We start from the raw sequence: 24,406 nt of genomic DNA, 5'->3' as shown, positions 1-24,406 counted from the left end.
TACAACAAAGATAAATAGTCATTTACCCACACCAACTAGAGGGCGCATACATATGTTGTTAAGGACTAAAGTCAAATACCTTGTTAAAGGAGCTGAAATCCATGAGCTGCGGAAAACACCATGGCCGACATGATGAAAACTGTGTATGCGATGCGGTTGATAAGATTTTAGCAGAGCAGGAAGCTGTAGAAGATAAATGTCCTACGAGCTGCTACAGTAATTTATTAAGCCCGACAGTTTCTGGAAAAGATACGATTCCGTTTTTACTTTTTGATAAAAAGGGCGGATTGTTCTCTACTTTCGGAAACATTGGAGGATTTGTTGACGATTGCCAATGCTTCGAATCCATTTTCTTCCGGGTTGAAAAATTGCATGACTGCTGTGCCACATTATCTGTATTAAGACCTGTTGATGTACACGGACATACGCTAAGCGTTTGTCACCCTTGCGATCCTGACTTCTTTGGTTTAGAAAAAGCGGACTTTTGTATCGAAGTTGATTTGAACTGTTTCTGCGCGATCCAATGTTTAAATCCAGAACTTGTCGACAGAGTCCTGCCAACAAAAGATAAAAAGCATCATCACCACGGCTAAACCAATCGCCCGCTCATCTAACTTGTCATAAGTCAAAGCATCCCCTTCCTCACGAATGACAACCAATCATGCGGAGCAGTCAGCAAAAGGCGGCCGCTTCCGCATTGATTGACATTAGATGCATCAACCGGCGAGACACGTAATAAAGCTTATAGATGATGACAGTGCTCAAACACTCAAACAAATTTCCTTGTATAGGAGGGTTGAATATGAGCCGCAAACATTCATGGAACTGTGTAGCAGAGGCTGTTGAAAACATAAACGACTTACAAAATGCCGTCGAAGAGGATTGCCCGACCAGCTGTTACAGCAATCTCCTTTCTCCATCACATTCATTAGGTGACACTGTCCCGTTTGTTCTATTTACCTCAAAATCAAAACCATTCGTCGCATTCGGAAACGTCGGAGAAGTAGATGCTGGCCCTTGCTTCAGCACTGCATTTTTCAGAGTCGAACACATCTCTGATCACTGCGCAACACTCAGCTTGCTTATTGCATTTGACAAAGATCGTCATATTTTAGATTTTACAGATAAAGATTCCGTATGTGATGTGTTCCGTTTAGAAAAATCAAAATATTGCATTGAAGTAGACCTTGACTGCTTCTGCGCAATCGAGTGCTTAAATCCAAGACTCATCAACCGTAGCTGCTAACAAAAAAAGTCCCGTTATGGGACTTTTTTTATGTTCATTAAAAACCAAGTGGATGAATAGAAGAAATATCACCAATCGCTAATTCCACTGGATTACCGCCGCCTGCTGTGCGGATGACGACCATATTGTCTTTTCTCTCCATGATGATTCCTCTGTATGTTTTTCCATCGGCTTCGATGAGGCAAAGCGCTCTCGGCATATTATGCGGCAGACTTGTAAGAAAATCGACTTTCTCCTCGATATTCATTTGGCTTAACGGCTTCTTCACTCGTTTTCTTCTTGGTTCTTCTTTTGTTTCATGAAATACGCCTTCTGGCTGTTTTTCTTGTTCTTGTACTGGCTCTCGATTTTGTGAATTATCTTTTTCTTGATTGATCTCCCGCTCTTGCTGTAGCGTAGGCGGCTCTTCTTTTTTCTGCTTTACTTCCTGTGATACAGGTTCTTGCACGCTCTCTTCGATTGCATGCTCTTTGTCGCTTTTTTTGGTTTCTGAAGGTTTTTCTGACTTCTTGCGCTTTCTCACAATATTTTGCATGGCCGGCGCTGATTCATCATAGCTCGGCTGAACAATATACATAAGCGGCTTTTGATTCTCATCACCTTTATTTGACATACTAATCCCTCCCGAATGATTCATTCCTTATATATATGAGAGGACACCCCAAATCAGAAGAAAAATAAAAAACAGCATACCAGTGATTGGTATGCTGCAAATCATTTATTCGTTTAGCGGGCAATGATATGGAAGCCAGAATCAACATGAAGATTCTCACCTGTCATGCCGCGCGATAAATCACTGAATAAGAATAGTGCTGTATCGCCAACTTCTTCAGGAGTCGTTGTACGGCGAAGCGGTGCACGCTCTTCAATATCCTTCAGGATCGTATTAAAGCCGCTGATTCCTTTTGCAGATAACGTACGAATTGGACCAGCAGAAATGCTGTTCACACGGATGCCTTCCGCTCCAAGATCAGCTGCTAAGTATTTCACACTTGCTTCAAGGGCTGCTTTTGCTACACCCATGACATTGTAGTTAGAGACAACGCGCTCTCCGCCTAGGTAAGTAAGTGTGACAATGCTTCCGCCTTCTGTCATGAGCGGACGTGCTGCTTTTGCTACAGCTGTTAGTGAATAGGCACTAATGTTGTGCGCTAAAAGGAAACCTTCACGGTTCGTGTTCAAATATTCACCGACAAGCTCTTCTTTGTTCGCAAATGCAATCGCATGTGCAACACCATGGATGACTTGTACTTTTTCTTTAATCGTTGCAAAACATTTTTCGATTTCTTCATCACTTGTCACATCACAAGGAAGAATAATGGAATCATCACGCTCTAGCGTGCTTGCTAGCTCTTTCACTGATTCTGCCAGACGATCTCCAACATAAGTAAAAATCAAACGAGCTCCTGCTTCGTGAAGTGAACGAGCAATTCCCCAAGCGATGCTTCGTTTATTGGCAACACCCATCACCACAATATTACGGCCTTCTAAAGAAAAATTCATATGTATTAAAGCCTCCTATTTTTTCAAGACATAGTATTAGTACCTGATCATAATCTTATCACAAATCATGAGATATTGACAATTTCCTCTGAAAGAAAGTTTTTATTTCAGAAAAAAGACCGCCCTCACAAGTGAAGACAGTCTTCTTTTTATGCTTTGACTCTGTTTTGCTGATAAGCAAAGTGGTTAGTCGGTCCGTGCCCAGCGCCAATATTCAGAGGAAATTTGATCGCCTCATGGACAAAGGTTTCTGCCGTTTCAAAGGCTTCCTTCATGGAACGACCTTTTGCTATTTCTGCCGTTAATGCCGCTGCAAATGTACAGCCTGTTCCGTGTGTATGTGGTGTATCAATATGTTCATTACTGAGTTCAAAAAAGCTTTTTCCATCGTACAAAAGATCTGTAATGAGGCCGTCTGAAGGGCTATGACCTCCTTTGATCACAACATAGGACGTGCCAAGCTCATAAAGTCGTTCTGCTGCTCTATGGCGATCGTCTTTTGTCTGAATGCGCATGCCTGTCAGCACTTCTGCCTCAGGGAGATTCGGTGTGACTGCATAACTGACAGGTAGTAACTGTGTTTTCATAGCAGAGACCGCATCTTCATTTAATAAAGAAGCGCCGCCTTTGGCAATCATGACTGGATCGACAATTAGTTTCAAATCATATTGCTTCGTCTTTTCAGCAACGACACTGATCATGTCGGCACTCCACAGCATCCCTGTTTTAGCGGCATCTGGCAACAAGTCTTCTGCTACTGCATCAATTTGACTTTCGAGCGCCTCGATAGACAGTGGATAAATACCGTGAACACCAAGTGTGTTTTGAGCTGTAATGGCCGTAATGGCGGACATTCCGTACACACCAAGCTCCTGAAAGGTTTTCAAATCTGCTTGAATACCTGCTCCACCACCAGAATCAGTACCTGCGATGGTTAATGCTTTTTTAATCGTCATGTCATCTCACCCTCTCATTAGCCAATCCATTGATGATAAATCGTTCTCGCTTTCGCAATATCATTTGTCCCATGTACAAGCGCTCTGCCATCTTTGAATAAAACGAGCTTGTACTCATCCTTCTGACACGAAAGCAAATAAGGATTTTCCAGCACATCCATTCCTGCTTTCTTTAGCTGACGGGCTACTTCATGCAGCGCCGGGGGTGCCCCTAGTGCACTGCGAATTTGGACGGTATTTCGTCCACATAATACATCTGCTTTTGCTCTTTGATCATATGAGAGAAATGGGTATGTCTTAAGACCGCAGCTTGGACATTGTTTCTTTTTTAAAGACGTAACGGATCGAATATCAGATCGCTCGTTTGTCCATAAATCAAACGATCTTAATACCGGCGTGATGTGGTGTCCTGTTAAAAGCTTCAGTGCATCCGCCACTTGATAGGCCGCAACCTGCTGTACAACTGGACTAATAATTCCTGCTGTATCACATGTCATGCCTTGTGCAGGTAAATGCTCAAGCAGGCAGTGTAAACATGGTGTTTCACCAGGAATCACTGTGAATTGAATACCGTAGCTTGCTACACAGGCTCCGTAAAGGAACGGAATTTGATGTTTGACGGCTGCATCGTTCGCAATCATTCTCACCTCAAAATTATCCGCTGCATCCACGATGATGGATGCCCCGCTGACGTACTCATCAATATTTTGAGCGGTCACGTCAATGACGATTCCTCTCACATGAACGTCACTGTTCACCTGCTTGAGTCTTTTCTCAGCAGCCACAGCCTTTGGCAGCCGATCAAGAACATCTTGTTCTGTGTATAGCTGCTGACGCTGCAGGTTGCTCCATTCAATATAATCTCTATCCAAAATGGTGACAGACCCTACGCCGGCACGAACGAGCATTTCGGCACTAGCTGTTCCAAGTGCCCCAGCCCCAATAATGACGGCCTTTGAGGCATGTAGCCGTTTTTGTCCTTCCTCTCCAATAGGCCTAAAAAGCTCTTGGCGTGAATAACGTGTGCTCAAAATGCTGGCATTCCTTCCTGCGGACTGCTGGCTGTTCCATAGTTTTTGAGTGGAATACGGCCTGCCTCGAACCCGAGTCTTCCAGATTCAATCGCCAGCTTCATCGCTTTAGCCATTTTCACAGGGTCCTTTGCGCCAGACACGGCTGTATTCAGTAATACAGCATCAGCGCCCAATTCCATCGCATAAGCAGCATCCTTCGGAGAACCAACACCCGCATCAATAATAACTGGCACCTTTGCCTGTTCGATAATAAACGATAGATTCAGAGGGTTTAAAAGCCCTTGACCTGATCCAATTGGAGAAGCACCTGGCATAATGGCATGGACACCAAGTTCTTCTAATTTCCTTGCCAGCACCACATCATCTGACGTATATGGCAGCACGATAAAACCTTCTTCTAATAGCATTTCAGATGCTTTTAACGTTTCGACTGGATCTGGCAGAAGAGACCTTGAACAGCCAATGACTTCTACTTTGATCATGTCACACAGTCCAGAAGCTTTCGCTAAACGGGCAATCCGCACCGCTTCTTCCGCTGTACTTGCCCCGGCAGTATTTGGCAGCAATGTATAGGCTGATAAATCAAGCTGCTCTAAAAAATTAGGCTGTGATGGTTCAAATATGTTCATTCTTCGCACAGCAAAGGTCAAAATTTCAGCTTCTGATACGTTGACCGCCTCTTTTTGAACTTCAAATGATGGATACTTTCCTGTCCCTAGTAATAGTCTTGATGTAAATGTTTTTCCGCCAATACGCAGCATGGTGTCATCCTCCTCCTACAAAGTGAACGATTTCAATCGTGTCATTTGATTGAATTTTTACCTGTTGATAGGCTTCTTTATCTATAATTTCTTGGTTCTTTTCAACGATCACCACTCGGTTTTCAAGTTGATAGGCTGATAGCAGATCAAAAATCGTGCCATTTTCCTTATCGAAATCAACCATTCTTCCATTCAATTGAATTTTCATACGAACAATGCCTCCTTTCGCCCAATACGAAACGCATGAAGCCATTCCTTGTGAACAGACTCGCCCGCTATTAAGCCGCGAATGATTTCCCCCGTAATTGGCGCAAGTAAAATGCCATTTCGGTAATGTCCCGTTGCAAAAAGAATACGCTCGTCTTCTGGATGTTTTCCAATATAGGGGTGTCGGTCGCTTGTCGCTGGCCGAAGACCTGCCCAGCATTGATCAATCGGCATCTCTCGAATAGAAGGCATGAGCTGAGATGCTTTGTGAATAACTGCTTCAATACCGCCAAGTGTCGGAACGGCCTGCCAGTCATTCGGTTTCATCGTTGCACCAATCACTAGCTTACCGCTATCCCTTTGAACGATATAACAATGATCATGATAGATGGTGTGTGCAAGCGCTGGACCGTTATTCCAAACAGACACGCATTCTCCTTTTACAGGATAGAGAGAGTGTGATAACCCCAGTTCTTCTAAAAAACGGCCTGACCATACACCACTTGCTACAGTCAGATGATCACATGTGAAGATGCCTTTAGCTGTACTGACTGTCAATGTTTCTTTTCCCCTCTTCACATCGATAACGGGGGTAAACTCCTTCACATCCGCTCCGTGCCGAACAGCCGCCTGCCAAAAAGCCCTGCATACCGCATATGGCTCGACATGTACATCATCTGCTATCAATCCTGCTCCTACGATGTTATCTGCTATTTGAGGCATACGTTCTTTTACGCTGCTTGCTTCAAGCCATTCAAATGTGGGCAAATGCTGCATCCGGCAAAGCGCTCGCTTTTCTTGTTCTGTAAAAGCCACCTTCATAATCCCGCCCACTGATGTCCGAATATCAATGCCCGATTCACGCTGAAGGTCGACCGTTAATTTTTCATATAAAACCTGACTTTGTCTGCCTACTTGAAAGAAAATATCCTCATCACCTTCTCCTTCAGCATGTGCACCCAGCATGCCAGCAGCCGCACTCGTCGTTTGCTTCCCGATCTCATTTGCCTCAAATAAGACAATCTGCTTTCCTGCTTTTACAAGGTGATAAGCGATCGACATCCCTATGATTCCACCACCAATGATTGCAACATCATAATGCTTGTTCATAAGGATTCTCCTTTCGCTTTTTAGAAAATGTTTGCGCCATTTTGCGCGGATGAGGATGAGCAAAAATCCCCGACATGACGGCTATTCCCTTTAAATCAACATGCATCAATTCTGGCAGTCGTTCTGGTGTGATTCCACCAATGACAACGACTGGAATGGACAGCGCAGAAGTCATGTTTTCCACAATCTTTATGCCTCTCGCCTGTAGTCCGGGTTTGCATGCGGTATCATACACATGCCCAAACATGACATACTCTGCCCCGTTCTTCTCTGCTGCTTTGGCTTCTTCTATCGAATGAACCGATACCCCCGCATGGAGGTGAGGAAATTTTTGTCTTAATTCCTTTGGCGAAAAGCTGTGTCCTGGAAGATGAACCCGGTGAATATTGGTCAGCAGCGCAACGTCAACTCGGTCATTTATAATCAGCTTTTCTTTCGGAACACCTTCTGCTAGGAGTTGTTTCACGAGGTGAACCAGCTCACCTGCTGCCTTCGATCGTTCACGAATATGAATAAAGTCTACTTCAGACGCAATGTCTTTTATTTGCTTGATGAGCTCCCTGACAGGAAGCATATCATTTGTCACTGCATGGAGTTCCATTTGCACCAACCCCATCTAAGCATGCTGTTTGCCACATTTCTTTTTCATACGCCATCTCCCAGAAATGGTATTCGTAATAGCTCGAAATCACGAAATTTTCTTTCATATTAGCCCGCACATGTTCTGGCGCTTTTTCTGCAAGTTCATCAAAACGGTTCACCTGTTCAAAAACAAGCTCTTTAAACCAATCCCCGCCATATGTCAAAATCCATTCTTGATAAATCGGATGGTCAGGCGTTGTTTGTTTCAGTTTTTCTCCTACCTCATAATAAAGCCAGTAGCACGGCAATAATGCGGCTAAAATTTCTTCAAAACGACCGCTTTTCACAGATCGGTACATATGCGAGGTATATGCATAAGCAGTTGGAGAAGGTTTAAAGTTTGCCAGCGCTTCATCAGAGATCTGGAGCAGTTCTGTGAACTTTCTATGCAGTGATAGCTCTGCTTCATACGTACCCTGCGCATGATATGCCATTCTGCCTGTCGTATGTAAGTCCTCACTAATAGCGGCTCCATACGATTGTACTTTTGCAAAATGAGTTAAATAGTACGAATCCTGCATCACATAATAAGTGAAACGATCGAGTGAAAGTGTGCCATCACCAATCCCTTTCACAAAAGGGTGTGTAAAGCTCCCATTCCACCATCTAGCTGCTGCTTCTTTACATTCGTTCGAAAATGTCATGTTCCTCTCCTCCTGTTTTTCCATATAAAAAAACCACTTTCCGCGTGGAAAGTGGTTTGGAATTTGTAAAAAGCATAGTCAAACACCGCACCACTTCCCTACGCAGGTATGAACCTGTTCAGGTAATGAGGGTCTAAAAGTCTACACTTTTATCTCAGCCCTTATAAAGGACTCCCCTAGTGGATCAAACATATATTGTTGTACCTCTATCTTAATCAGGATTTGTTCATCGGTCAAGGGTTCATTGCAACTCTAATTGGGCTCTAAGTCCTGCCACATACTCCCGGGAGCCAGACACAAGCACGCGGTCACCGCTTCTAAGCGTCGTATCCCCATGCGGTACTAAGCTGTCAATTCCTCTAAAAATACGGACAAACACCAAATCGCCGGTAAAAGGAAATTCCCTCAGCATGACATTATGATACCGATGATTGTTCATTTGAATTTGATACAAAGAAGAATCCTCATTTGTTAACAAGCGAATCGCATCAGGTGCTTCAATCAATGCCCTCAGCACCGTTTTAGATGATAAGAAGTTAGAAAAGGTATCGATCCCTGCTTCCTTTAAAGTCAGCTCGGCTTCCGCTTTGTTAACACTTGCAATGACTTGTTTAGACCCTTCTTCTTTTGCAAATAAAGCAATTTCCTTATTTTTCGTTTCACTGCCTGTAGCTACAACGAGCACATCCTCTTGCCCGATGCCAGCCTGCCTGAGCGTATCATCGTCATATTGTTCAATCGCTTCAACTTCAAAGATGGAGTCAGCAAGCAAGGCTTCTTTATTTTCCTGAAAGACGTGTAAAATACGGATGTCATATTCATCCTGATGCAAATCAAGCGTCACAGGTAACGTCAGCTGATTTGCTCCAATAAACGTCACACGCTTTTTATGATTGGTTTCACGTTCTTGTTTAAATAACGCCTTAAACCAAACAGGCGTTAAAACACTCGTGAGCACAGCGACTAGAATAAGGGCTCCTGACATTTTATGATCAATGACACCAAGCCGCTCACCAATCGTTGCAGCAGCAATAACTAGGGATAACGTCGAGGTTAATAAAAAACCAGAACCAATGACTTTTTTCATGTCATACCATTTTTTTAAATAAAGAATCGGAACGAGTTTACTAAGCAATAATGCGATAAACAGCAGCGGAATCATGATCATGATGGTTGGATCTTTAAAGAGTGACCATATATTCAGGTCCACACCGACCATCACAAAAAAGATCGGAATTAAAAATCCATAGCCAAACGAGTCCAGCTGCTGTACGAGCTCTTTATTAGGCGAAAGAAGAGACACAAGCACACCTGCTAAAAAAGCCCCAAGAATATTTTCAGCACCGAGTGATTCAGATAAGGCAACTAAGACTATAATGAGAGTAAAGATGGCTCTTGTCCCAATTTGCACCGTTCCTTTTGACATGGACTGAAAAATGGACTTTGTCTTAAATACCCGGCCAAATAAATAAAGAAGAATACCTGCCGTAAATAATAATAAGAGCAACCACATGTTCCCTGTTCCATCGCCATAAATGGAGGAAAACACAGCAAGTAAAATCATTGTCACCAAATCAGCAATGACGGCTACAAGCAAAATGATTTGACCAATATTCGTCTGCATCAACTTTTCCTCTTTTAAGGTAGGAACCACCACACCCAATGAGATGGTGGAAATAATAAGCGTCATTAAAAAGGCATTTTGAATAAATCCTGCAAGGACAAACGCATAAGACAGGATAAAGGACATACAAAATACCCCAACAAAAATAATGGTCGCTGTTTTAAATGTATTCGGTTCTTTTAAACCATTTGGTAGTTCTCGCGCTTTCTTCTTTGATTCAAAAGAAGAAAAATCTATTTCAAGTCCACTTAAAAACATAAGAAAAATAAAACCTAGCATGGATAACGTATCTAGCCATGCGTCGTGTTCAACAACTAGTTGAAGACCGCTTTTTCCAATGATGAGCCCCATGATGATTTCAGCGACAACGACCGGGATGGTCAGCTTAAATCGGTGCAATAAAATGGGGGTGAAAAAGGCTACAATAATAACGACAACAAGTGATGAAACAGATGTATGCTCCATTGGCTAAAGCCTCCTAACATTCATGTTTAATTTTTAAGTTTTACGTTAAAGCATTGATTCTAACAATTGCGCAAATGAAATGAAAGCCATTCGTTATATTTTCTAAAATTCAAACTTCTTTATATCCGATCAATGGATGAAAAAATCAGGAGGAACCTTTATGAAATTCGATATCATCGGCGATATCCACGGCTGCTACGAAGAGCTGCTTACCCTCATACACAAACTAGGATACGAACTCAAACATGGACTACCTGTCCACCCTGATAAGAGAACACTGGCCCTTGTTGGTGATTTAACAGACCGCGGCCCTCGATCAGTTGCCGTCATGCAATTTGTCATACACGCCTATTCTAAGGGCGCAATCCGCTATGTGCCTGGTAACCATTGTTTTAAGCTGTATCGCTATTTGAAAGGAAATCCCGTAAAATTACTGCATGGCATTGAAACAACAGTGAATGAAATCAAAAACCTGCCGCATGATGAACAAACCATTTTATCACGTGAATTTAAACATTTATTTGAAAAGGCACCGCTTTATGATGTACTGATTCCGAATGAACTGATCATTGCACACGCAGCGATGAAGGAAAAGGATATTGGCAAAAAACCGAACAAACAGATGAGGTCTTATCTATTATTTGGAGCAGTCACCGGAGAAACATGGCCAGACGGTCGACCTGTCAGGAAGGACTGGGCAAAGGAATATCACGGAAAACCATGGATTGTGTACGGGCATACACCCGTAAAAGAACCAAGATTTATCGGTAGAACGGTTAACATTGATACAGGCTGCGTCTTTGGCCACAAGCTCTCTGCCCTTAGATATCCAGAGCTTGAGACAGTATCTGTTCCTTCATCTATGTCATATGATGATTCAAGATTTCAGCATTTCATGCAATAAAAAACCCGGTCCACCATGACAGGTGACCGGGTTTACTTGTTTACTGAAGCAATAATGTCATATCATCCGGCAAAGGAGCCGAAAAGGTCATGGACTCCCCTGTTATCGGATGCGGAAAAACAAGGGTTTCACTATGAAGTGCCTGCCTGCCTATTCTCTCGCTTGTTCCACCATATAGCGTATCTCCAACAAGCGGATGACCAAGGAATTGCATGTGAACACGAATTTGATGAGTTCTTCCCGTTTCAAGGGTAAGGGACACATCAGACATATCTAAATGAGTATGTACCGCCCGCACCGTATAATGTGTTACGGCTTCCTGACCAGATTCATCCACCATTCGTTCAATAATGCTGTCCCCTTTTCGAGCAATTTTTGCTCTAATTGTTCCTTCCTTTTGCGTGATCATGCCATGTGTAATGGCTCTATACGTTCGCTTGACTTCCCCTTTTTTCTGCGCCTTTGATAAAAGGCTGTGTGCAAAGCGATGTTTAGCGACTAACATGACACCAGAAGTATCACGATCAAGACGGTTCACCAAATGGACAGTCAGCCGAACGGACTGTTCAGCATAATGGTGAAGCACCCCATTTGCAATACTATACTCAGGGTGCTCTCGAGAAGGAATCGATGGGATATACGGCTTTTTATTCAGCACAAGCACGTGCTCGTCCTCAAATAAAATATCAAGCGGAATGGCCGCAGGTTTTAGCCCTTCACTCACTTTTTCCTCGGGAAATAAAATGGTGAGCCTGTCTCCCTCGCGTAGCTCATATCTCACGGTCACATGCTCTCCATTAATCAGAAGGTCACCGCCATCAAATTTAATATCTGTCAGCATTCGTTTTGAAATGCCAAGATCGATTAAGTAATCCTTCAGCAGCCTGCCTTCTTCTTTGGCTGATATGGTTTTGTTTATCTTAAAGTATTCCAGCGAGAACAACCTCTTTCTTATTCTCCTTTGCCGATAAAGGAATCTTGCACCCTTTTCCAAAACGGAAATGGTCTAAATCGGGCAAACCGGACATTCTCGTCTGCCACTCGGCATTGAATGGATTTCACATCTTTATGCAGCAGCGACAAATGATCTATCGTCACCTGAAAATCCACATCATTAATCGGTTTGATCACACACGTATGGTGGTCCGGCAAAATGAGCGGCGAACCGACCGTTCTAAACACTCTGTTGTTGATTGAAGCCATTTCTGCCAGCTGGATCGCCCTAATGGATGGGTGAATAATAGCCCCGCCAAGTGCCTTATTATAGGCTGTACTGCCAGATGGTGTAGACAAACAAAGACCATCTCCTCTGAATGTTTCAAAAAGCTGACCCCTAATCTCAACATCTGCCACAAGTGTACCTTCCATACTTTTAATCGTACATTCATTCATTGCTAAATATTTTTCTTCCCTGCCCCCATCGTTGTACCTGACGATGACTTCAAGAATCGGATATTCCACAATATGATAAGGCGTTTTGGCAATGGCTAACACAAGCTTTTCAATTTCACTCGGGACCCAGTCCGCATAAAAACCAAGATGGCCTGTATGTACGCCGACAAAAGCGGTTTCGTTCAGACGGTTGCTATACCGGTGAAAAGCGTATAAAAGGGTTCCGTCTCCGCCAACTGTAATGACGAGATCGGGTTCCTCTTCATTTAATTCCATTCCAAAATCCAATAAGTAGGTCTGTATTTTATTTTTAAGTGTGTCAGATACAGAATTCCCTTTCGAAGAAACTGCAAATTTCATGAATTCTTCTCCTTTTCCACCTTGCTGCGACGAGAAAGCAGCATCATATTTGTTTAAGCTCAGGCTCAGCTATCGTTTTTCTTTTTCCGGGAAAAAGCCACTTGTGCTTCTTGAATTTCGCCTCTTATTTCAGACATCTCATCATCAAGAAGAGATGCTGCCTCAGAAGCTCTTTGAAGGCGCTGCTTGACCTTCTCCGGGATATTCCCGCTATATTTATAATTCAGAGAATGCTCGATGGTCGCCCAAAAATTCATGGCTAATGTACGGATTTGGATTTCGACGAGGAGCTGCTTCTCTCCATTGATCGTTTGCAGCGGATATAACACAACAAGGTGGTACGAGCGGTATCCGCTTTCTTTATGTTCTGCAATATAGTCGCGTTTATCTACAACCACGAAATCTTTTCGTGACTGGAGCATTTTCTTGACGACTTGTATATCTTCTACAAATTGGCACATAATGCGAAGCCCTGCAATATCCTGCATCGTTTCAATCTCATGCATCGGGATGTTTTTACGCTTTGCCTTTTCCAATATGCTGGCAACGGGTTTCACTCGGCCAGTGACAAATTCTACTGGTGAATGGTCATCCTCAAATTCATACAGTTTTCGAATGCCTTTTAGTTTCACTTTTAATTCTTCGACTGCTTGCTTATATGGTGCGAGGAATTGATCCCATTGTTTTTTGTCCATGAAACTTCCCCCAATTCCAAATACCTAATTATTTCAGAGGAATGTGCTCTTCACTTTCTCTTCCATATCTCCGTAATTGGCATTGTCTTTAATATTGTCGATTAAATAGTTTAATTCCTGATGAAGTTGAATGAGTTCTAGCGTTTGCTCTTCCGCCGCCAAATAGACAGGGATTTCACGATTCATTGCTTCTTTTAATGGAGCCCATGTATGTTCTCCTAAAATAAGATACGTAAAAGACTCCTCAGTCTCAAGTATGTAAACGAACGCAAAGTGATCAGAATCAACAAGCATTTGTCCTGATGCTTTTGCTTTTTGAATTTGCTCATCTGACTGGACCGTCAAGATCAGCCTGTCTTCTTTTAAAGTTGCTTCTGTGATTTCAATTCTGTTTTGCATCATGATCTCCTTTACAACAAAGTACAGCTTTATTTTATCATATCAAGTTCAATATTGATAAACCGAACTTTTTGAGAAAATTTGATTTCTCCATTTCGTTGTTCATTTTGCCTCATTTAGCATCTATATACGTCTCTTTTTAAGGAATAAATAAGAAAAAAAGAAGCTTTTCATGTACAATAATCATATTTCCTCTAAATGAAAGGTTGATGTCAAAATGGCACAGGAAATTGAGATAGAACTAAAACAATTATTAATGAAAGAAGAATTTGAACAGCTAAAAGAATATTTTCAATTAAAGGACGAGGACTTCCACACTCAAACCAACTATTATTTTGATACACCACAATTTGATATAAAATCCAAATTCGCTGCATTACGAACGAGAGAAAAAGGCGGGCAGTGGGTCCTTACATTAAAGGAACCGCATGAGATCGGCCTTTTGGAAACGCACCAAACGATCGACCCTCCCGAAAGTCTTGAACATTTCCACCTGCCAGAAGGTGAAGTAGCAGACAGATTAGTACACCTTCACATTCAAAAGGATCAAATCGTGTATTTTGGTTCACTGGAAACGTCAAGAGCAGAAAAAATGATCAAAGAAGGCTTAATTGTTTTGGATCACAGCCGATATTTAACAGTAGAGGACTATGAACTTGAATTTGAAGTAAGCGATTTAGACATTGGACAAGTCGCTTTCACAGCATTGCTTCAGCAATTTCAGATCCCACCAAGACACACGAAAAACAAAGTCGTACGTTTTTATGAAGAAAAAATGAAAACAAAAGAATAGATGAATTCCTTGAAGGAGGAACATGATGAACGTCAATCAACTTCAATCCTTTATGCAGCTTCAAGCACTCAAAACGTTACAATCTGATAATGGACAAACACAACTCACAGCTGGACAAGAATCAAGCGCTGAGACTTCATTCCAGTCGCTGTTGCAAGATTTTTTAGGCGGATCAGAATTATCTCGTCTCCCGCTTTCCATTTCTGCTTTCATGGGATCGGACCCATCAACGTCTCCGAACACGCAATATGCACGCATGAATCCATATTTATCTGCGATAGCGGGCAGTGAACAGCTTCAATCTCAGTCTCTTTATGCAAATGACAGCCAATTGAATACCGCAAATGGTATTGGAAACGTCTTAAATAACAGCTACACACCACCGCTTCAAAAAGCTGTTTCAGGCTCTTCATCAAAAGAGATTAATCAGATCGTCTCACAAATGGCTCAAAAGCACGGAGTTCCAGAAAAGCTGATCCACGCAGTGATCAAGCAAGAATCCGGTTATCGCACGAATGCTGTCAGCCATGCTGGTGCACTTGGACTGATGCAGCTTATGCCGTCTACTGCTAAATCACTTGGCGTGAACAATGCCTTTGATGCAGCCCAAAACATTGAAGGCGGAACGAAGTATTTAAAACAAATGCTGCAAAAATATAATGGAAATGTCTCACTTGCCTTAGCCGCTTATAACGCAGGCTCAGGGAATGTAGATAAGTACGGAGGCATTCCTCCATTTAAAGAAACACAAAATTATGTAAAGAAAATCACAGCTCAATATTTCGCCTAAACCGAAGAGAATAACCTCTTCGGTTTTTTGTATGTCGCTTTTCACCCTTTTTTGACTGAATGTGTTATGATATGGTCAATTGAACACGGACCCTGTTTCCCTCACTATTCCCAAAGGACCAAAGCGGTTTGTTTGTGGAATTGAGTAGAGGTTGTTAAAATAAGTATACAAGAATAGAAACAACAAAATAGAACAAACTGAATATCACTTTTGAAATACATGAAATTCGCAATAGGGTGAGCCATCCTATTAGCTACGAGTTAAAGGAGTAGTCAACATGGTACAATCGTTTAACGCACCTTACGAAGCGGTTGGAGAGGAACTTCTATCGCAACTTGTTGATACTTTTTATGAAAATGTAAAGTGTCATCCTTTGCTTCATCCTATTTTCCCGGATGACTTAAAAGAAACAGCAAGAAAACAAAAACAGTTCTTAACTCAATATTTAGGCGGACCGCCGCTTTATACTGAGGAGCATGGTCACCCAATGCTACGGGCGAGACATCTCCCTTTTCCGATTACTGAGGAGCGGGCGGACGCATGGCTTGAATGCATGGAGGATGCAATGGATCAAGTAGGACTAACCGGCGATATTCGTGACTTTTTATTTGAGCGACTGTCTTTGACGGCTCGTCACATGGTCAACCAAATACCTGAAAAGGACGGACGATCTTGAGCTGCAATCCGCATGAGCAATATTTCTCACATTGTCACGGACATCCTCAAAAGCCGATTGAAATCTATGTATTCATTGATCCTCTCAGCCCGGACTGCTGGTTATTAGAGCCATCAATTAAAAAGTTGAAAATGAAATATGGCCGTTTCTTCACTTTACGAACGGTTACAAGTTCTAGTATTAATGCTTTGAACCGGAAACGAAAAAAACATTTACTAACCGAAGCGTGGGGGAAATTTGCCACGAAAACTCAGACCAAAAAAGAACAAATGCTGTCTGAACAAATTGTGACATCACCTTATCTCGCCTCTCTTGCATTAAAAGCAGCTGAACTTCAGGGCAGAAAATGCGGAATGAAATTTTTACGACTCATTCAAGAATCGCTTTTTTGCCATCAGCAGGACGTCACCAGTGAACAAGTCTTGCTAGAAAATGCAAAAACGGCTGGACTGGACATTGAAGAGTTCCAGCGAGATATCCATTCTCAAAGTGCTGTCAAAGCGCTCCAATGTGATATGAAAATCGCAGCTGAAATGGATGTGTCTGAGCTTCCCACTTTCGCCTTTTTTAATACGATAAATGGTGAAGAAGGATTAAAGATTTCAGGTGCATATTCTTATGATATTTACGAGGAAATTCTCTTTGAAATGATTGGCGAAAAACCAACACCTTCAGAACGACCGCCAATTGAATGGTTTATCGCTTACTTTCAATTTGCATCAGCAAAAGAAATTGCCGTTGTATATGACCTGACCCTTGAAGAAGTTGAACGCGAGATGAAAAAGCTCGCATTCGCTAAAAAGGTAGAACGTGTACAAGTACATCAGGAAATGTTTTGGCGTTATACAGAAGGAGACAATCATTCAGATCTTGATGTCTACCGCTGTGAGAATGAACATGGGTGCTGACCCATGTTTTTTTCTTTACCCCCCAAAAGAACACTTGTTCTATTTATAAGTACGAAGAAACCGCGCCGGGATAAGCGCGGTTTCACTATGTCTTAACGACAACAAAGGGGATGGGAGAAATTTTTCACGGTCAAACAAAGGGGTAATGTTTGTATGTGATTAATTTCACATCTGTAGTATATCAAATTTTGTCGACTTATGACAACCGATATACTATATGTTCATATTTTTGTCACAAAACATAAGAGGACTGTCACTTTCATATAGTGAAAGTAACAAAAAAATGGGGGGATCTGCATGCGCAGCACAACCATTGGACTTGTTGCCATTGGCTTATGTTTCTGTTTAAATATATTAGGCTTAATGAAGATGCTGCCTCTTTACCTAACGTCTCCACTCCTATTCGCTTCCATTCTCTTTACACTCTATCGAATGAATCACCGGAAAACCTTCAAAGGTTTTAAAACGTAATCATTGAATGTACAAACCTCGTTCATATAGACGAGGTCTAGCGTGTAGGCAAAACCTCGCATTCGGTGTCAGTCCTGCAAAGGTTTTCTATCACGCTAAAAAGAAGTCCAAGGGCTAAAATCAAGTTCATTTTAGCCCTTTGTCAACAATCTGGTCTTTTTTATTTCAAGAAAAAACTCCTGCCAAAAGGTGAGTTTGCACTCACACATCTGACAGAAGTCTTCTCGTTACTCACCAGTCTTTGAGATGAGCTCTTCCATTTCCTTTAATTTTTCTTCAAACAATTGACATGCTGCCTCAATTGGCTCTTTCGATGCCATATCTACACCAGCTTTTTTCAGCACGTTGATTGGATAGTCAGAGCTTCCTGCTTTAAGGAAGTCTGTATAGCGCTCCACCGCAGGTTTCCCTTCTTCTAAAATTTGTTTACTTAATGCCTGAGCCGCACTATAGCCTGTGGCATATTGATACACATAATAGTTGTAATAGAAATGCGGAATTCGCGTCCATTCTAATCCGATTTCCTTATCCACAACCATACCTTCGCCAAAATACTTCTTATTCAGGTCGTAATACAGGTTCGTCATAAACTCTGGCGTTAATGCCTCCCCTTCTTGCGCTTTCACATGAATCAGGTGCTCGAACTCTGCAAACATCGTTTGTCTGAATACCGTCCCTCTAAATCCTTCTAACAAATGATTGAGCACATACAAGCGCTGCTTTTTGTCCTCTAAATGATTGAGTAAGTATTCGCCTAGTAATGCTTCATTTGTTGTAGAAGCTACTTCCGCTACAAAAATGCTGTAGTTTCCGTACGGATATGGCTGATGCTTTCTTGTATAGTAGCTATGAACAGAGTGACCAAATTCATGAGCCAGTGTAAATAAATTATCAATATTATTTTGCCAGTTCATTAAGATATAAGGATTCGTACCATAGCTTCCAGAAGAATACGCGCCGCTTCGTTTCCCTTTATTCTCATAAACGTCTACCCAGCGATTTTCGAGTCCCTCTTTTAATACCGAAACATATTCTTCTCCTAATGGCGCTAACCCTTTCAGCATATAATCCTTTGCTTCATCATAGGTCAGCTTCATGCCAGCATCTTTTACTAATGGTGTATACAAGTCATAATTGTGCACTTCATCAAGCTTTAATACCTTTTTACGCAATTCAATGTAGCGGTGTAATAACGGTAAATATTGATGAACTGTATCAATTAGATTGTCATACACTTCTTCAGGAATACTGTTGCGTGATAACGCTGCTTCTCTTGCAGATTTGTAATGACGTACTTTCGCATAAAAATTATCCTTTTTAATCGAGCCGCTGAGTGTAGACGCCAAAGTATTCTTATATTGATCATACGTTTTATAAACGGCTTTAAAAGCATTCTTTCTCACTTCACGATCATCACTGTTTAAAAAGGTAATGAAGTTGCCATGAGTAATTTTCTTTTCTTCTCCATTTTCATCCTTAACAGAAGGGAACGAAATATCTGCATTATTAAACATACTAAACGTAGTGGATGATGTTGATAAAGGTTCAGAGGCTTCAGCTAATAAAGCTTCTTGCTCCTCACTTAAAATATGCGGACGCTCTTTGTTAATTTCTTCGAGAGCGTGAGAATAAAGTTTTAATTCTTCTTTTTCCAAAATGAATTGCTGCAGCTTATCTTCTTGAATAGATAAAATTTCCGGAACAATATAGGCAGATGTACTAGACAGCTGTGTAAATAAATTGGATGCTTTATCATTTAAAGCCTGAAATGATGAATTTGTTGTATCTTCATCGTATTTCATGTGCGCATATGTATAAAGCTTGCCAAGCTTTTCAGAAAGTTGATCCTGAAATGTTAGGGCTTCATACAAGACATCAGCAGAATGGGCCAGCTTGCCTTTAAATTGGGCGAGCTTCGGAATTTCTTTTTTTACAGCTTCGAATTCCTTATTCCAAGAATCGACACTTTCAAAAATATCTTCAAGGCGCCATTTGTTTTCTTCTTTTACTTCGCTTCTGTCTGGTAAATGATTGTTGTTATTTTGTGAAGTCATATGAATCCCCCTTGCATGAGTTGTGTTGAACCAACCTTTCGGAAAGTGAAAGAAATTGGTGTTGTATTTATCTTCTTTGTTTTGAACTATATTTGTCAAATCATATGCAGAAATAAATACCAAACAAACTAAAAAAATGAGAAAAAAGCGTTTCTTTCTATTCAATAGCAGCACCACCTTTTTCTTATCATGATCAAAGTGGGCATGAAACATGCTAATGAAATAAGAAAGCATCTCGTTTTATCGCTTCATCTGCTGTTTGTATAGGCTTTTGATTCGACGTTACTTGATAATTACCCTCTTTCGTCATGTATAAAAACCCTAGATTCACAAGCGCCCGTACATATGAAATGATCACCCCTTTGATTTCTTCTATTGTGACATTGGTATATCGGAGCTTCACTTCTTTATTCTGGACACATCGCTTAATTTCTTTTAAAAGTAGATGAATGGTCACTTGTTCTTTTCCCTTTCTAACCATCCAATCATAAAGACATCCTTGCCACACATAAACAGGGCTTGAAAAGATATATGCTTCTGTCAGGGGGATAAATAATTCTGTCGGTAGAAATGGCCATGCTGTTTGATGATGCTCATAAAAAATGGTTCTTAAACGCTTGCTTTCATTTGCTAAAATGCGGGGTGGCCGCTCCCTAAATTGCCGAATACACTTGAGCCACTCTTTATACAATTGATGATTGCTCGAGGAAACAGATAAGAGTGCTGGTAGTTGGCGATAAGCTGAAGGCGGTCTAACGGTCATTGAGGCACATATTTTCGTTGGCTGAAACACGAGAAGTTGATCCAGGTGGATGAATCTATTTTGGATCGGACAATAAAAAATGAGTCTCCTATTCTTTGACTGCCTTAAAATTCCCCAATGAATGGAGGAGAATGAAAAGAGTTGGCCAGCCATTCGTTTTAAACGATTCGCCTCTATGATCCATATAGGATAGAGCCCCGCAGCATGGAGACCTTCCGTTCGTTTATGTAGCTCTTTCCACGAAATATTTGCACATTGAAATTCGATGGCATAGCTTTTATTTTCTATAGCAACGGTCACATCAGGGCGCTGCTGAATGTTTGAAACATATTTCTCTAGTAACGGCTCATATCCAAGCTGCGTGAGCCAATCCTTAAGAGCCATTTTCCCTGCCTGATGATAAGCTGTTTCACCGGTGGACGCTAATGGACATGCCGAGAGCTGTTTATGTGCAAAATGATGGACACGATGCTCACCTAGCTTTAATAGAACCTCCTGCCTACATTCAGGACAGTAAAATTTGCACGTAGCTCTTACATGCTCTAGCCGCCTTTTAGTCAGATGTTGTGTGATGCGAACCAGCTTGCCATTCTCCATGATCGCTGCATTCATATATTTCGCCCCTTGCTCTTTGATGACCGTATTATAGCTTTTTCTCTCACAAGAAAGCGAATATCGAAAATGAACTTTTACCGTGTCAAAACACGATTTCAACCTGCTTTCCCTTAGTAAAATCAAAAATCCCCCTTTTAGAAAAGGGGGAAATACAATTTTTATAAAAGTGGTGATAACAATCTTGCTGTTGATTCAAACAGCCTCACCCTCAAAGGTCTCTTCGCAAATTCTTCTGGAACAATTTCATGCGACTGCTCTAAATCACCTAAGAAATCGTTGACCAGCTTCTCTGTGCTTTTTGTTTTATAGAGGAAAGCATTCACTTCAAAGTTCAGATGAAAACTTCTCATATCCATATTTGCTGTACCAATTGATGCTAGCTCACTATCCACAATGATAAACTTGCTATGCATAAAGCCTTGATCATATTCGTATACCTTCGCACCTGCTTCTAAAAGTTCGGGGAAGTATGAACGGGACGCATGAAATACGATGCGTTTATCTGGATTTTTCGGCGCAATGATTCGCACATCGACTCCGCTCAACGCAGCAATTTTCAGTGCGGACAAAATATCATCATCAGGTACAAAATAAGGTGAAGCAATCCAAATTGATTTTTTGGCGGAGATAATCATGGAGAAAAAAAGATTTTTAATGACTTCCCACTGTTTATCAGGACCACCCGCAATCATTTGTACGCCTTCTGCTCGACTCTCCATATGGCTGAAATCTTTAAAATAATCCACACCCGAGCATCTTTCATTGGTCATGTAATACCAATCCTGCATAAAAATCTGCTGCAAATCACGAACAGCCTCACCTTTAATCATCAGGTGTGTATCACGCCAAAATCCATATTGTCTGCTTCTACCCATATATTCGTCCCCAATGTTAAGTCCTCCGACAAATCCTACTTCTCCATCAATCACCACGATTTTCCGGTGATTTCGGAAGTTGATTTTATTATTTAATAAGGGCAGTCTCACTGGTAAAAACGGAACGATCTGCACGCCAGCCTTTTCTAAGTCAGCAATATATTGACGGGAGAGTTTTAGGCTGCCTACATCATCATATAAAAAGCGGACAATCACACCACTTTTTGCTTTCTCGATTAAAATGTCCTTTAATTCTTGTCCCAGATCATCATGACGGAGAATATAATATTCTAGATGAATGTGATGTGTTGCTTTTTTGATCTCTTCAAAAATATGAGAGAACGTTTCTTCTCCATTGGTCAGAACTTTAGAGGATGTGCGATACGTAATAGGGGTATGTCCAAGTCTGTGGGCCAGCTTAAATAAGAGCTGCTGATGGTCACCCATATGAGTCATTTTTTCAATTGCTTCTCTGTGGATACGTTCATCTTCCTGAACAAGCTGTTCATCCAGTACCGCTTTCTTTTCAAAAAGTCTGCGCTTTTTAATATTGCGTCCAAAGAAAATATAAAACAAAAACCCGAAAAGCGGAAAGCTCCCAAGCAGCACAAGCCACGTAATCGTTTGAGAGGGATTTCTGTTTTCTAAGAAAATGACAAACCCGATGAAGATAATCGATAAAGTGAATAGAACACTGACGGAACTTAATACACTTACCGCTAGATCACCGGCAAAAATTTGGATAATCAAATAAGCACCTATCGTAATGATAAGAAAAAATAGAACTTTGACTACATTTCTCATTTCATTTTCTCCTTGCCGATCACTTTATTTACTTTTTCATTCAGATAAAAAAGTCGATTCCTCTATAGAAATCGACTTTTGGTTGTTACGAGAAGTGCTGTTGAATTGTTTCAAGCGCATTCTCTTTGACAATCAGCTGACCGTATTCTTGCAGTCTGTAGATGCTGACCACTGATTCATGAGCATATTCAAGCAGAATACTAAGCTTATTCTCCACCTGCTCATCTGACAAATCCTCGTGGAAGTCAACATATAGATAATAACGGTTTTCAAACGAATATAAACTTGTCGTAAAATCCTGCATATTTAATTGAGAAAGTGCAATCAAATCTTCAAAGTCATCCATTTTCAATACGAACTGAAGTTGAAGTTTTTTGTCCTTCTCATTATGATCTTCTTGATCTTGCTCTTCTTTATGAAAATCATCAAGCAGAGCATCTAAACTTTCTTCATCTGTTTGATCTTTTTTATCTTCTGGAATCGGCAATTCGAGCTTTTGTCCATCTTTAGAAAGTTGGGCTTTTGTCACGACAATTTCAAGACCTTTGTCAAGTGCCTGTACTTGAATCCAAAGTGGTCCCTCTACTGCAAATTCTTCTTCTTCGTGCACTTCGTCCATCACTTCCCAGAACAGCTCTTCACTGCGCTCACGATTATACCAAATCTCTTCACGGTCAAAACCGCGATCTTCAATATCACCGTAGGAAATATAAAATTTGACTGTATGTTCATTTATTCTTTCGATTTCCATTTTGCCAACCTTCCCTTCTATATAAGATGTTGAAGGGACATACAAGCTCCCAATTAATAGTACTTTACTACACTTTACCCGTTCCGTCTACATGTTAACCATTTAAAGAAATGAGGTATTGCTGTGTACTGTCTATTTTATGATAAAACATGAATAAAAGAAATAAAAACGCATTTTTTGCAGAGAAAACTTGCAGAAACATATATTTGAATTGTCCTCATATATTGGTTGTACGAGCTATTTTAGTGAAATGAGGTGAACTGGATGGAAACAGAGTGGATCGTATCCTTACTGATGATTATTGGCATAGACCTCATATTAGGCGGAGATAATGCATTAATCATTGCGATGGCCAGTCGAAGCTTATCAAATGAAAAACGAAACAAAGCCATATGGATCGGCACACTTTTGGCAGTGCTGATGAGAATCACCATGACTGGTGCTGCCGTTTATTTATTGACCATCCCCTATTTGCAATTTATCGGCGGTCTCTTTCTCCTTTATATAGGATACAATTTGTTAATTGAACAAAAGAAAGAATCCATTCGGATTAAAAGCAGCGGCTCCCTTTGGCGTGCTGTTCAGACCATCGTGATTGCAGATCTTTTTATGTCACTTGATAATGTGATCGCTGTTGCAGGGGCAGCTAAGGGGAACATGGTGCTCACTGCCTTTGGCTTAATGATTTCAGTTCCGATTATTATTTGGGGGAGTAAGCTGATTCATGCAGCACTAACCAAGTTTCCGATTCTTTTATACGGAGGGAGTGCCCTTTTAGCTTTTACTGGCGGAGAAATGATTGTCCGTGATGTAAAACTGAATGAATTTATGGCGCAGCATACAACACTTGAATTGTTGCTTCCTTTTTTAACCGTCGCAACCGTTATTTTAGCCAGTCTCTTTTACGAACAAACGGCTGAAAATAAATAAAAAAAGCTGCCAAATGATCGGCAGCTTTTCGTGT

Annotated in this window: 27 protein-coding genes and 1 riboswitch; of the genes, 9 read left to right on the top strand and 18 right to left on the bottom strand. The window is 41.2% G+C overall.

The window, feature by feature from the left end:
• Positions 1–101 precede the first annotated feature (101 nt).
• On the top strand, positions 102–593 hold the full coding sequence (locus NSQ52_RS05930) for a CotY/CotZ family spore coat protein (protein ID WP_144666782.1): 492 nt from the start codon (positions 102–104) through the stop codon (positions 591–593).
• A 209-nt stretch (positions 594–802) separates the two neighbouring features.
• Positions 803–1,246 (top strand): CotY/CotZ family spore coat protein, encoded by a 444-nt coding sequence (locus tag NSQ52_RS05925; RefSeq protein ID WP_008348434.1) that lies wholly within the window; start codon positions 803–805, stop codon positions 1,244–1,246.
• Between the two features lie 37 nt (positions 1,247–1,283).
• Here the strand turns inward: NSQ52_RS05925 and NSQ52_RS05920 are convergent, their stop codons facing one another.
• The 10 genes from NSQ52_RS05920 to NSQ52_RS05875 all read right to left on the bottom strand — a co-directional run bounded on the left by NSQ52_RS05920 (position 1,284) and on the right by NSQ52_RS05875 (position 10,192).
• The gene (locus NSQ52_RS05920) at positions 1,284–1,859 is read right to left on the bottom strand and encodes a CotO family spore coat protein (protein WP_274660967.1); all 576 of its coding nucleotides are present in this window, start codon (positions 1,857–1,859) and stop codon (positions 1,284–1,286) included.
• 113 nt (positions 1,860–1,972) lie between these two features.
• Positions 1,973–2,749, bottom strand: coding sequence for an enoyl-ACP reductase FabI (gene fabI / locus NSQ52_RS05915; RefSeq protein WP_003211867.1), 777 nt, complete (start codon positions 2,747–2,749; stop codon positions 1,973–1,975).
• 149 nt (positions 2,750–2,898) lie between these two features.
• Complete coding sequence (gene thiD, locus NSQ52_RS05910; RefSeq protein ID WP_024720133.1) at positions 2,899–3,705, bottom strand: bifunctional hydroxymethylpyrimidine kinase/phosphomethylpyrimidine kinase; 807 nt, start codon at positions 3,703–3,705, stop codon at positions 2,899–2,901.
• A 17-nt stretch (positions 3,706–3,722) separates the two neighbouring features.
• Positions 3,723–4,736, bottom strand: coding sequence for a thiazole biosynthesis adenylyltransferase ThiF (locus tag NSQ52_RS05905; protein WP_024720132.1), 1,014 nt, complete (start codon positions 4,734–4,736; stop codon positions 3,723–3,725).
• Positions 4,733–5,500, bottom strand: coding sequence for a thiazole synthase (locus NSQ52_RS05900; protein WP_007498979.1), 768 nt, complete (start codon positions 5,498–5,500; stop codon positions 4,733–4,735). Before NSQ52_RS05900 ends, NSQ52_RS05905 begins: the two co-directional genes overlap by 4 nt.
• A 4-nt stretch (positions 5,501–5,504) precedes the next feature.
• On the bottom strand, positions 5,505–5,708 hold the full coding sequence (thiS, locus tag NSQ52_RS05895; RefSeq protein ID WP_008348442.1) for a sulfur carrier protein ThiS: 204 nt from the start codon (positions 5,706–5,708) through the stop codon (positions 5,505–5,507).
• Positions 5,705–6,817, bottom strand: coding sequence for a glycine oxidase ThiO (gene thiO, locus NSQ52_RS05890; protein WP_178930038.1), 1,113 nt, complete (start codon positions 6,815–6,817; stop codon positions 5,705–5,707). Before thiO ends, thiS begins: the two co-directional genes overlap by 4 nt.
• Positions 6,801–7,418, bottom strand: coding sequence for a thiazole tautomerase TenI (gene tenI, locus NSQ52_RS05885; RefSeq protein WP_144678917.1), 618 nt, complete (start codon positions 7,416–7,418; stop codon positions 6,801–6,803). The genes thiO and tenI overlap by 17 nt, the downstream gene beginning before the upstream one ends.
• Positions 7,393–8,103 (bottom strand): thiaminase II, encoded by a 711-nt coding sequence (gene tenA / locus NSQ52_RS05880; RefSeq protein WP_017367022.1) that lies wholly within the window; start codon positions 8,101–8,103, stop codon positions 7,393–7,395. Before tenA ends, tenI begins: the two co-directional genes overlap by 26 nt.
• Before the next feature lie 78 nt (positions 8,104–8,181).
• Positions 8,182–8,291: riboswitch (TPP riboswitch) on the bottom strand.
• A 53-nt stretch (positions 8,292–8,344) separates the two neighbouring features.
• Positions 8,345–10,192, bottom strand: coding sequence for a monovalent cation:proton antiporter family protein (locus NSQ52_RS05875; protein WP_342473995.1), 1,848 nt, complete (start codon positions 10,190–10,192; stop codon positions 8,345–8,347).
• 160 nt (positions 10,193–10,352) lie between these two features.
• Here NSQ52_RS05875 and prpE point away from each other — a divergent pair, with 160 nt between their 5' ends.
• On the top strand, positions 10,353–11,096 hold the full coding sequence (gene prpE / locus NSQ52_RS05870; protein ID WP_144678918.1) for a bis(5'-nucleosyl)-tetraphosphatase PrpE: 744 nt from the start codon (positions 10,353–10,355) through the stop codon (positions 11,094–11,096).
• 40 nt (positions 11,097–11,136) lie between these two features.
• Here the strand turns inward: prpE and NSQ52_RS05865 are convergent, their stop codons facing one another.
• From NSQ52_RS05865 to NSQ52_RS05850, 4 genes are all read right to left on the bottom strand, one after another.
• Complete coding sequence (locus tag NSQ52_RS05865) at positions 11,137–12,030, bottom strand: RluA family pseudouridine synthase (protein ID WP_178897242.1); 894 nt, start codon at positions 12,028–12,030, stop codon at positions 11,137–11,139.
• A 17-nt stretch (positions 12,031–12,047) separates the two neighbouring features.
• Entirely contained in the window at positions 12,048–12,848 is an 801-nt protein-coding gene (locus NSQ52_RS05860) for an NAD kinase (protein ID WP_008355343.1), read from the bottom strand.
• 65 nt (positions 12,849–12,913) lie between these two features.
• Entirely contained in the window at positions 12,914–13,543 is a 630-nt protein-coding gene (locus NSQ52_RS05855) for a GTP pyrophosphokinase family protein (protein WP_008348457.1), read from the bottom strand.
• A 33-nt stretch (positions 13,544–13,576) separates the two neighbouring features.
• Entirely contained in the window at positions 13,577–13,942 is a 366-nt protein-coding gene (locus NSQ52_RS05850) for a hypothetical protein (protein ID WP_008348459.1), read from the bottom strand.
• Between the two features lie 217 nt (positions 13,943–14,159).
• On the opposite strand from NSQ52_RS05850, the gene NSQ52_RS05845 reads away from it, so the two are divergent.
• The 5 genes from NSQ52_RS05845 (at position 14,160) to NSQ52_RS05825 (ending at position 17,580) form a co-directional block, all read left to right on the top strand.
• Positions 14,160–14,735, top strand: coding sequence for a CYTH domain-containing protein (locus tag NSQ52_RS05845; protein WP_144678919.1), 576 nt, complete (start codon positions 14,160–14,162; stop codon positions 14,733–14,735).
• A gap of 25 nt (positions 14,736–14,760) precedes the next feature.
• The gene (locus NSQ52_RS05840) at positions 14,761–15,525 is read left to right on the top strand and encodes a lytic transglycosylase domain-containing protein (protein ID WP_008348461.1); all 765 of its coding nucleotides are present in this window, start codon (positions 14,761–14,763) and stop codon (positions 15,523–15,525) included.
• Between the two features lie 277 nt (positions 15,526–15,802).
• Positions 15,803–16,201 (top strand): thiol management oxidoreductase, encoded by a 399-nt coding sequence (locus tag NSQ52_RS05835; RefSeq protein WP_007499001.1) that lies wholly within the window; start codon positions 15,803–15,805, stop codon positions 16,199–16,201.
• On the top strand, positions 16,198–17,109 hold the full coding sequence (locus tag NSQ52_RS05830; RefSeq protein ID WP_007499002.1) for a ClpXP adapter SpxH family protein: 912 nt from the start codon (positions 16,198–16,200) through the stop codon (positions 17,107–17,109). Before NSQ52_RS05835 ends, NSQ52_RS05830 begins: the two co-directional genes overlap by 4 nt.
• Before the next feature lie 297 nt (positions 17,110–17,406).
• Positions 17,407–17,580: a hypothetical protein gene (locus NSQ52_RS05825; protein WP_041092061.1), complete on the top strand. Its 174-nt coding sequence runs from the start codon at positions 17,407–17,409 to the stop codon at positions 17,578–17,580.
• A gap of 227 nt (positions 17,581–17,807) precedes the next feature.
• Here NSQ52_RS05825 and pepF read toward each other — a convergent pair whose 3' ends face one another.
• From pepF to mecA, 4 genes are all read right to left on the bottom strand, one after another.
• On the bottom strand, positions 17,808–19,634 hold the full coding sequence (gene pepF, locus NSQ52_RS05820; RefSeq protein WP_282746884.1) for an oligoendopeptidase F: 1,827 nt from the start codon (positions 19,632–19,634) through the stop codon (positions 17,808–17,810).
• Positions 19,635–19,848: 214 nt separating this feature from the next.
• Complete coding sequence (locus NSQ52_RS05815) at positions 19,849–21,009, bottom strand: competence protein CoiA family protein (protein WP_342473994.1); 1,161 nt, start codon at positions 21,007–21,009, stop codon at positions 19,849–19,851.
• A 161-nt stretch (positions 21,010–21,170) separates the two neighbouring features.
• Positions 21,171–22,691, bottom strand: coding sequence for a cardiolipin synthase (cls, locus tag NSQ52_RS05810; RefSeq protein WP_008348473.1), 1,521 nt, complete (start codon positions 22,689–22,691; stop codon positions 21,171–21,173).
• An 85-nt stretch (positions 22,692–22,776) separates the two neighbouring features.
• Positions 22,777–23,442 (bottom strand): adaptor protein MecA, encoded by a 666-nt coding sequence (gene mecA / locus NSQ52_RS05805; protein ID WP_008348474.1) that lies wholly within the window; start codon positions 23,440–23,442, stop codon positions 22,777–22,779.
• Positions 23,443–23,706: 264 nt separating this feature from the next.
• Here mecA and NSQ52_RS05800 point away from each other — a divergent pair, with 264 nt between their 5' ends.
• The gene (locus NSQ52_RS05800) at positions 23,707–24,372 is read left to right on the top strand and encodes a TerC family protein (RefSeq protein WP_007499010.1); all 666 of its coding nucleotides are present in this window, start codon (positions 23,707–23,709) and stop codon (positions 24,370–24,372) included.
• Positions 24,373–24,406: the final 34 nt, after the last annotated feature.

The organism is Bacillus sp. FSL W8-1141, assembly GCF_038593205.1.
In the GTDB taxonomy this organism is placed as follows: Bacteria; Bacillota; Bacilli; order Bacillales; family Bacillaceae; genus Bacillus; species Bacillus altitudinis.
Note: the sequence above shows the minus strand (reverse complement) of the source record. Positions and strands in the feature narration are given on the sequence as shown.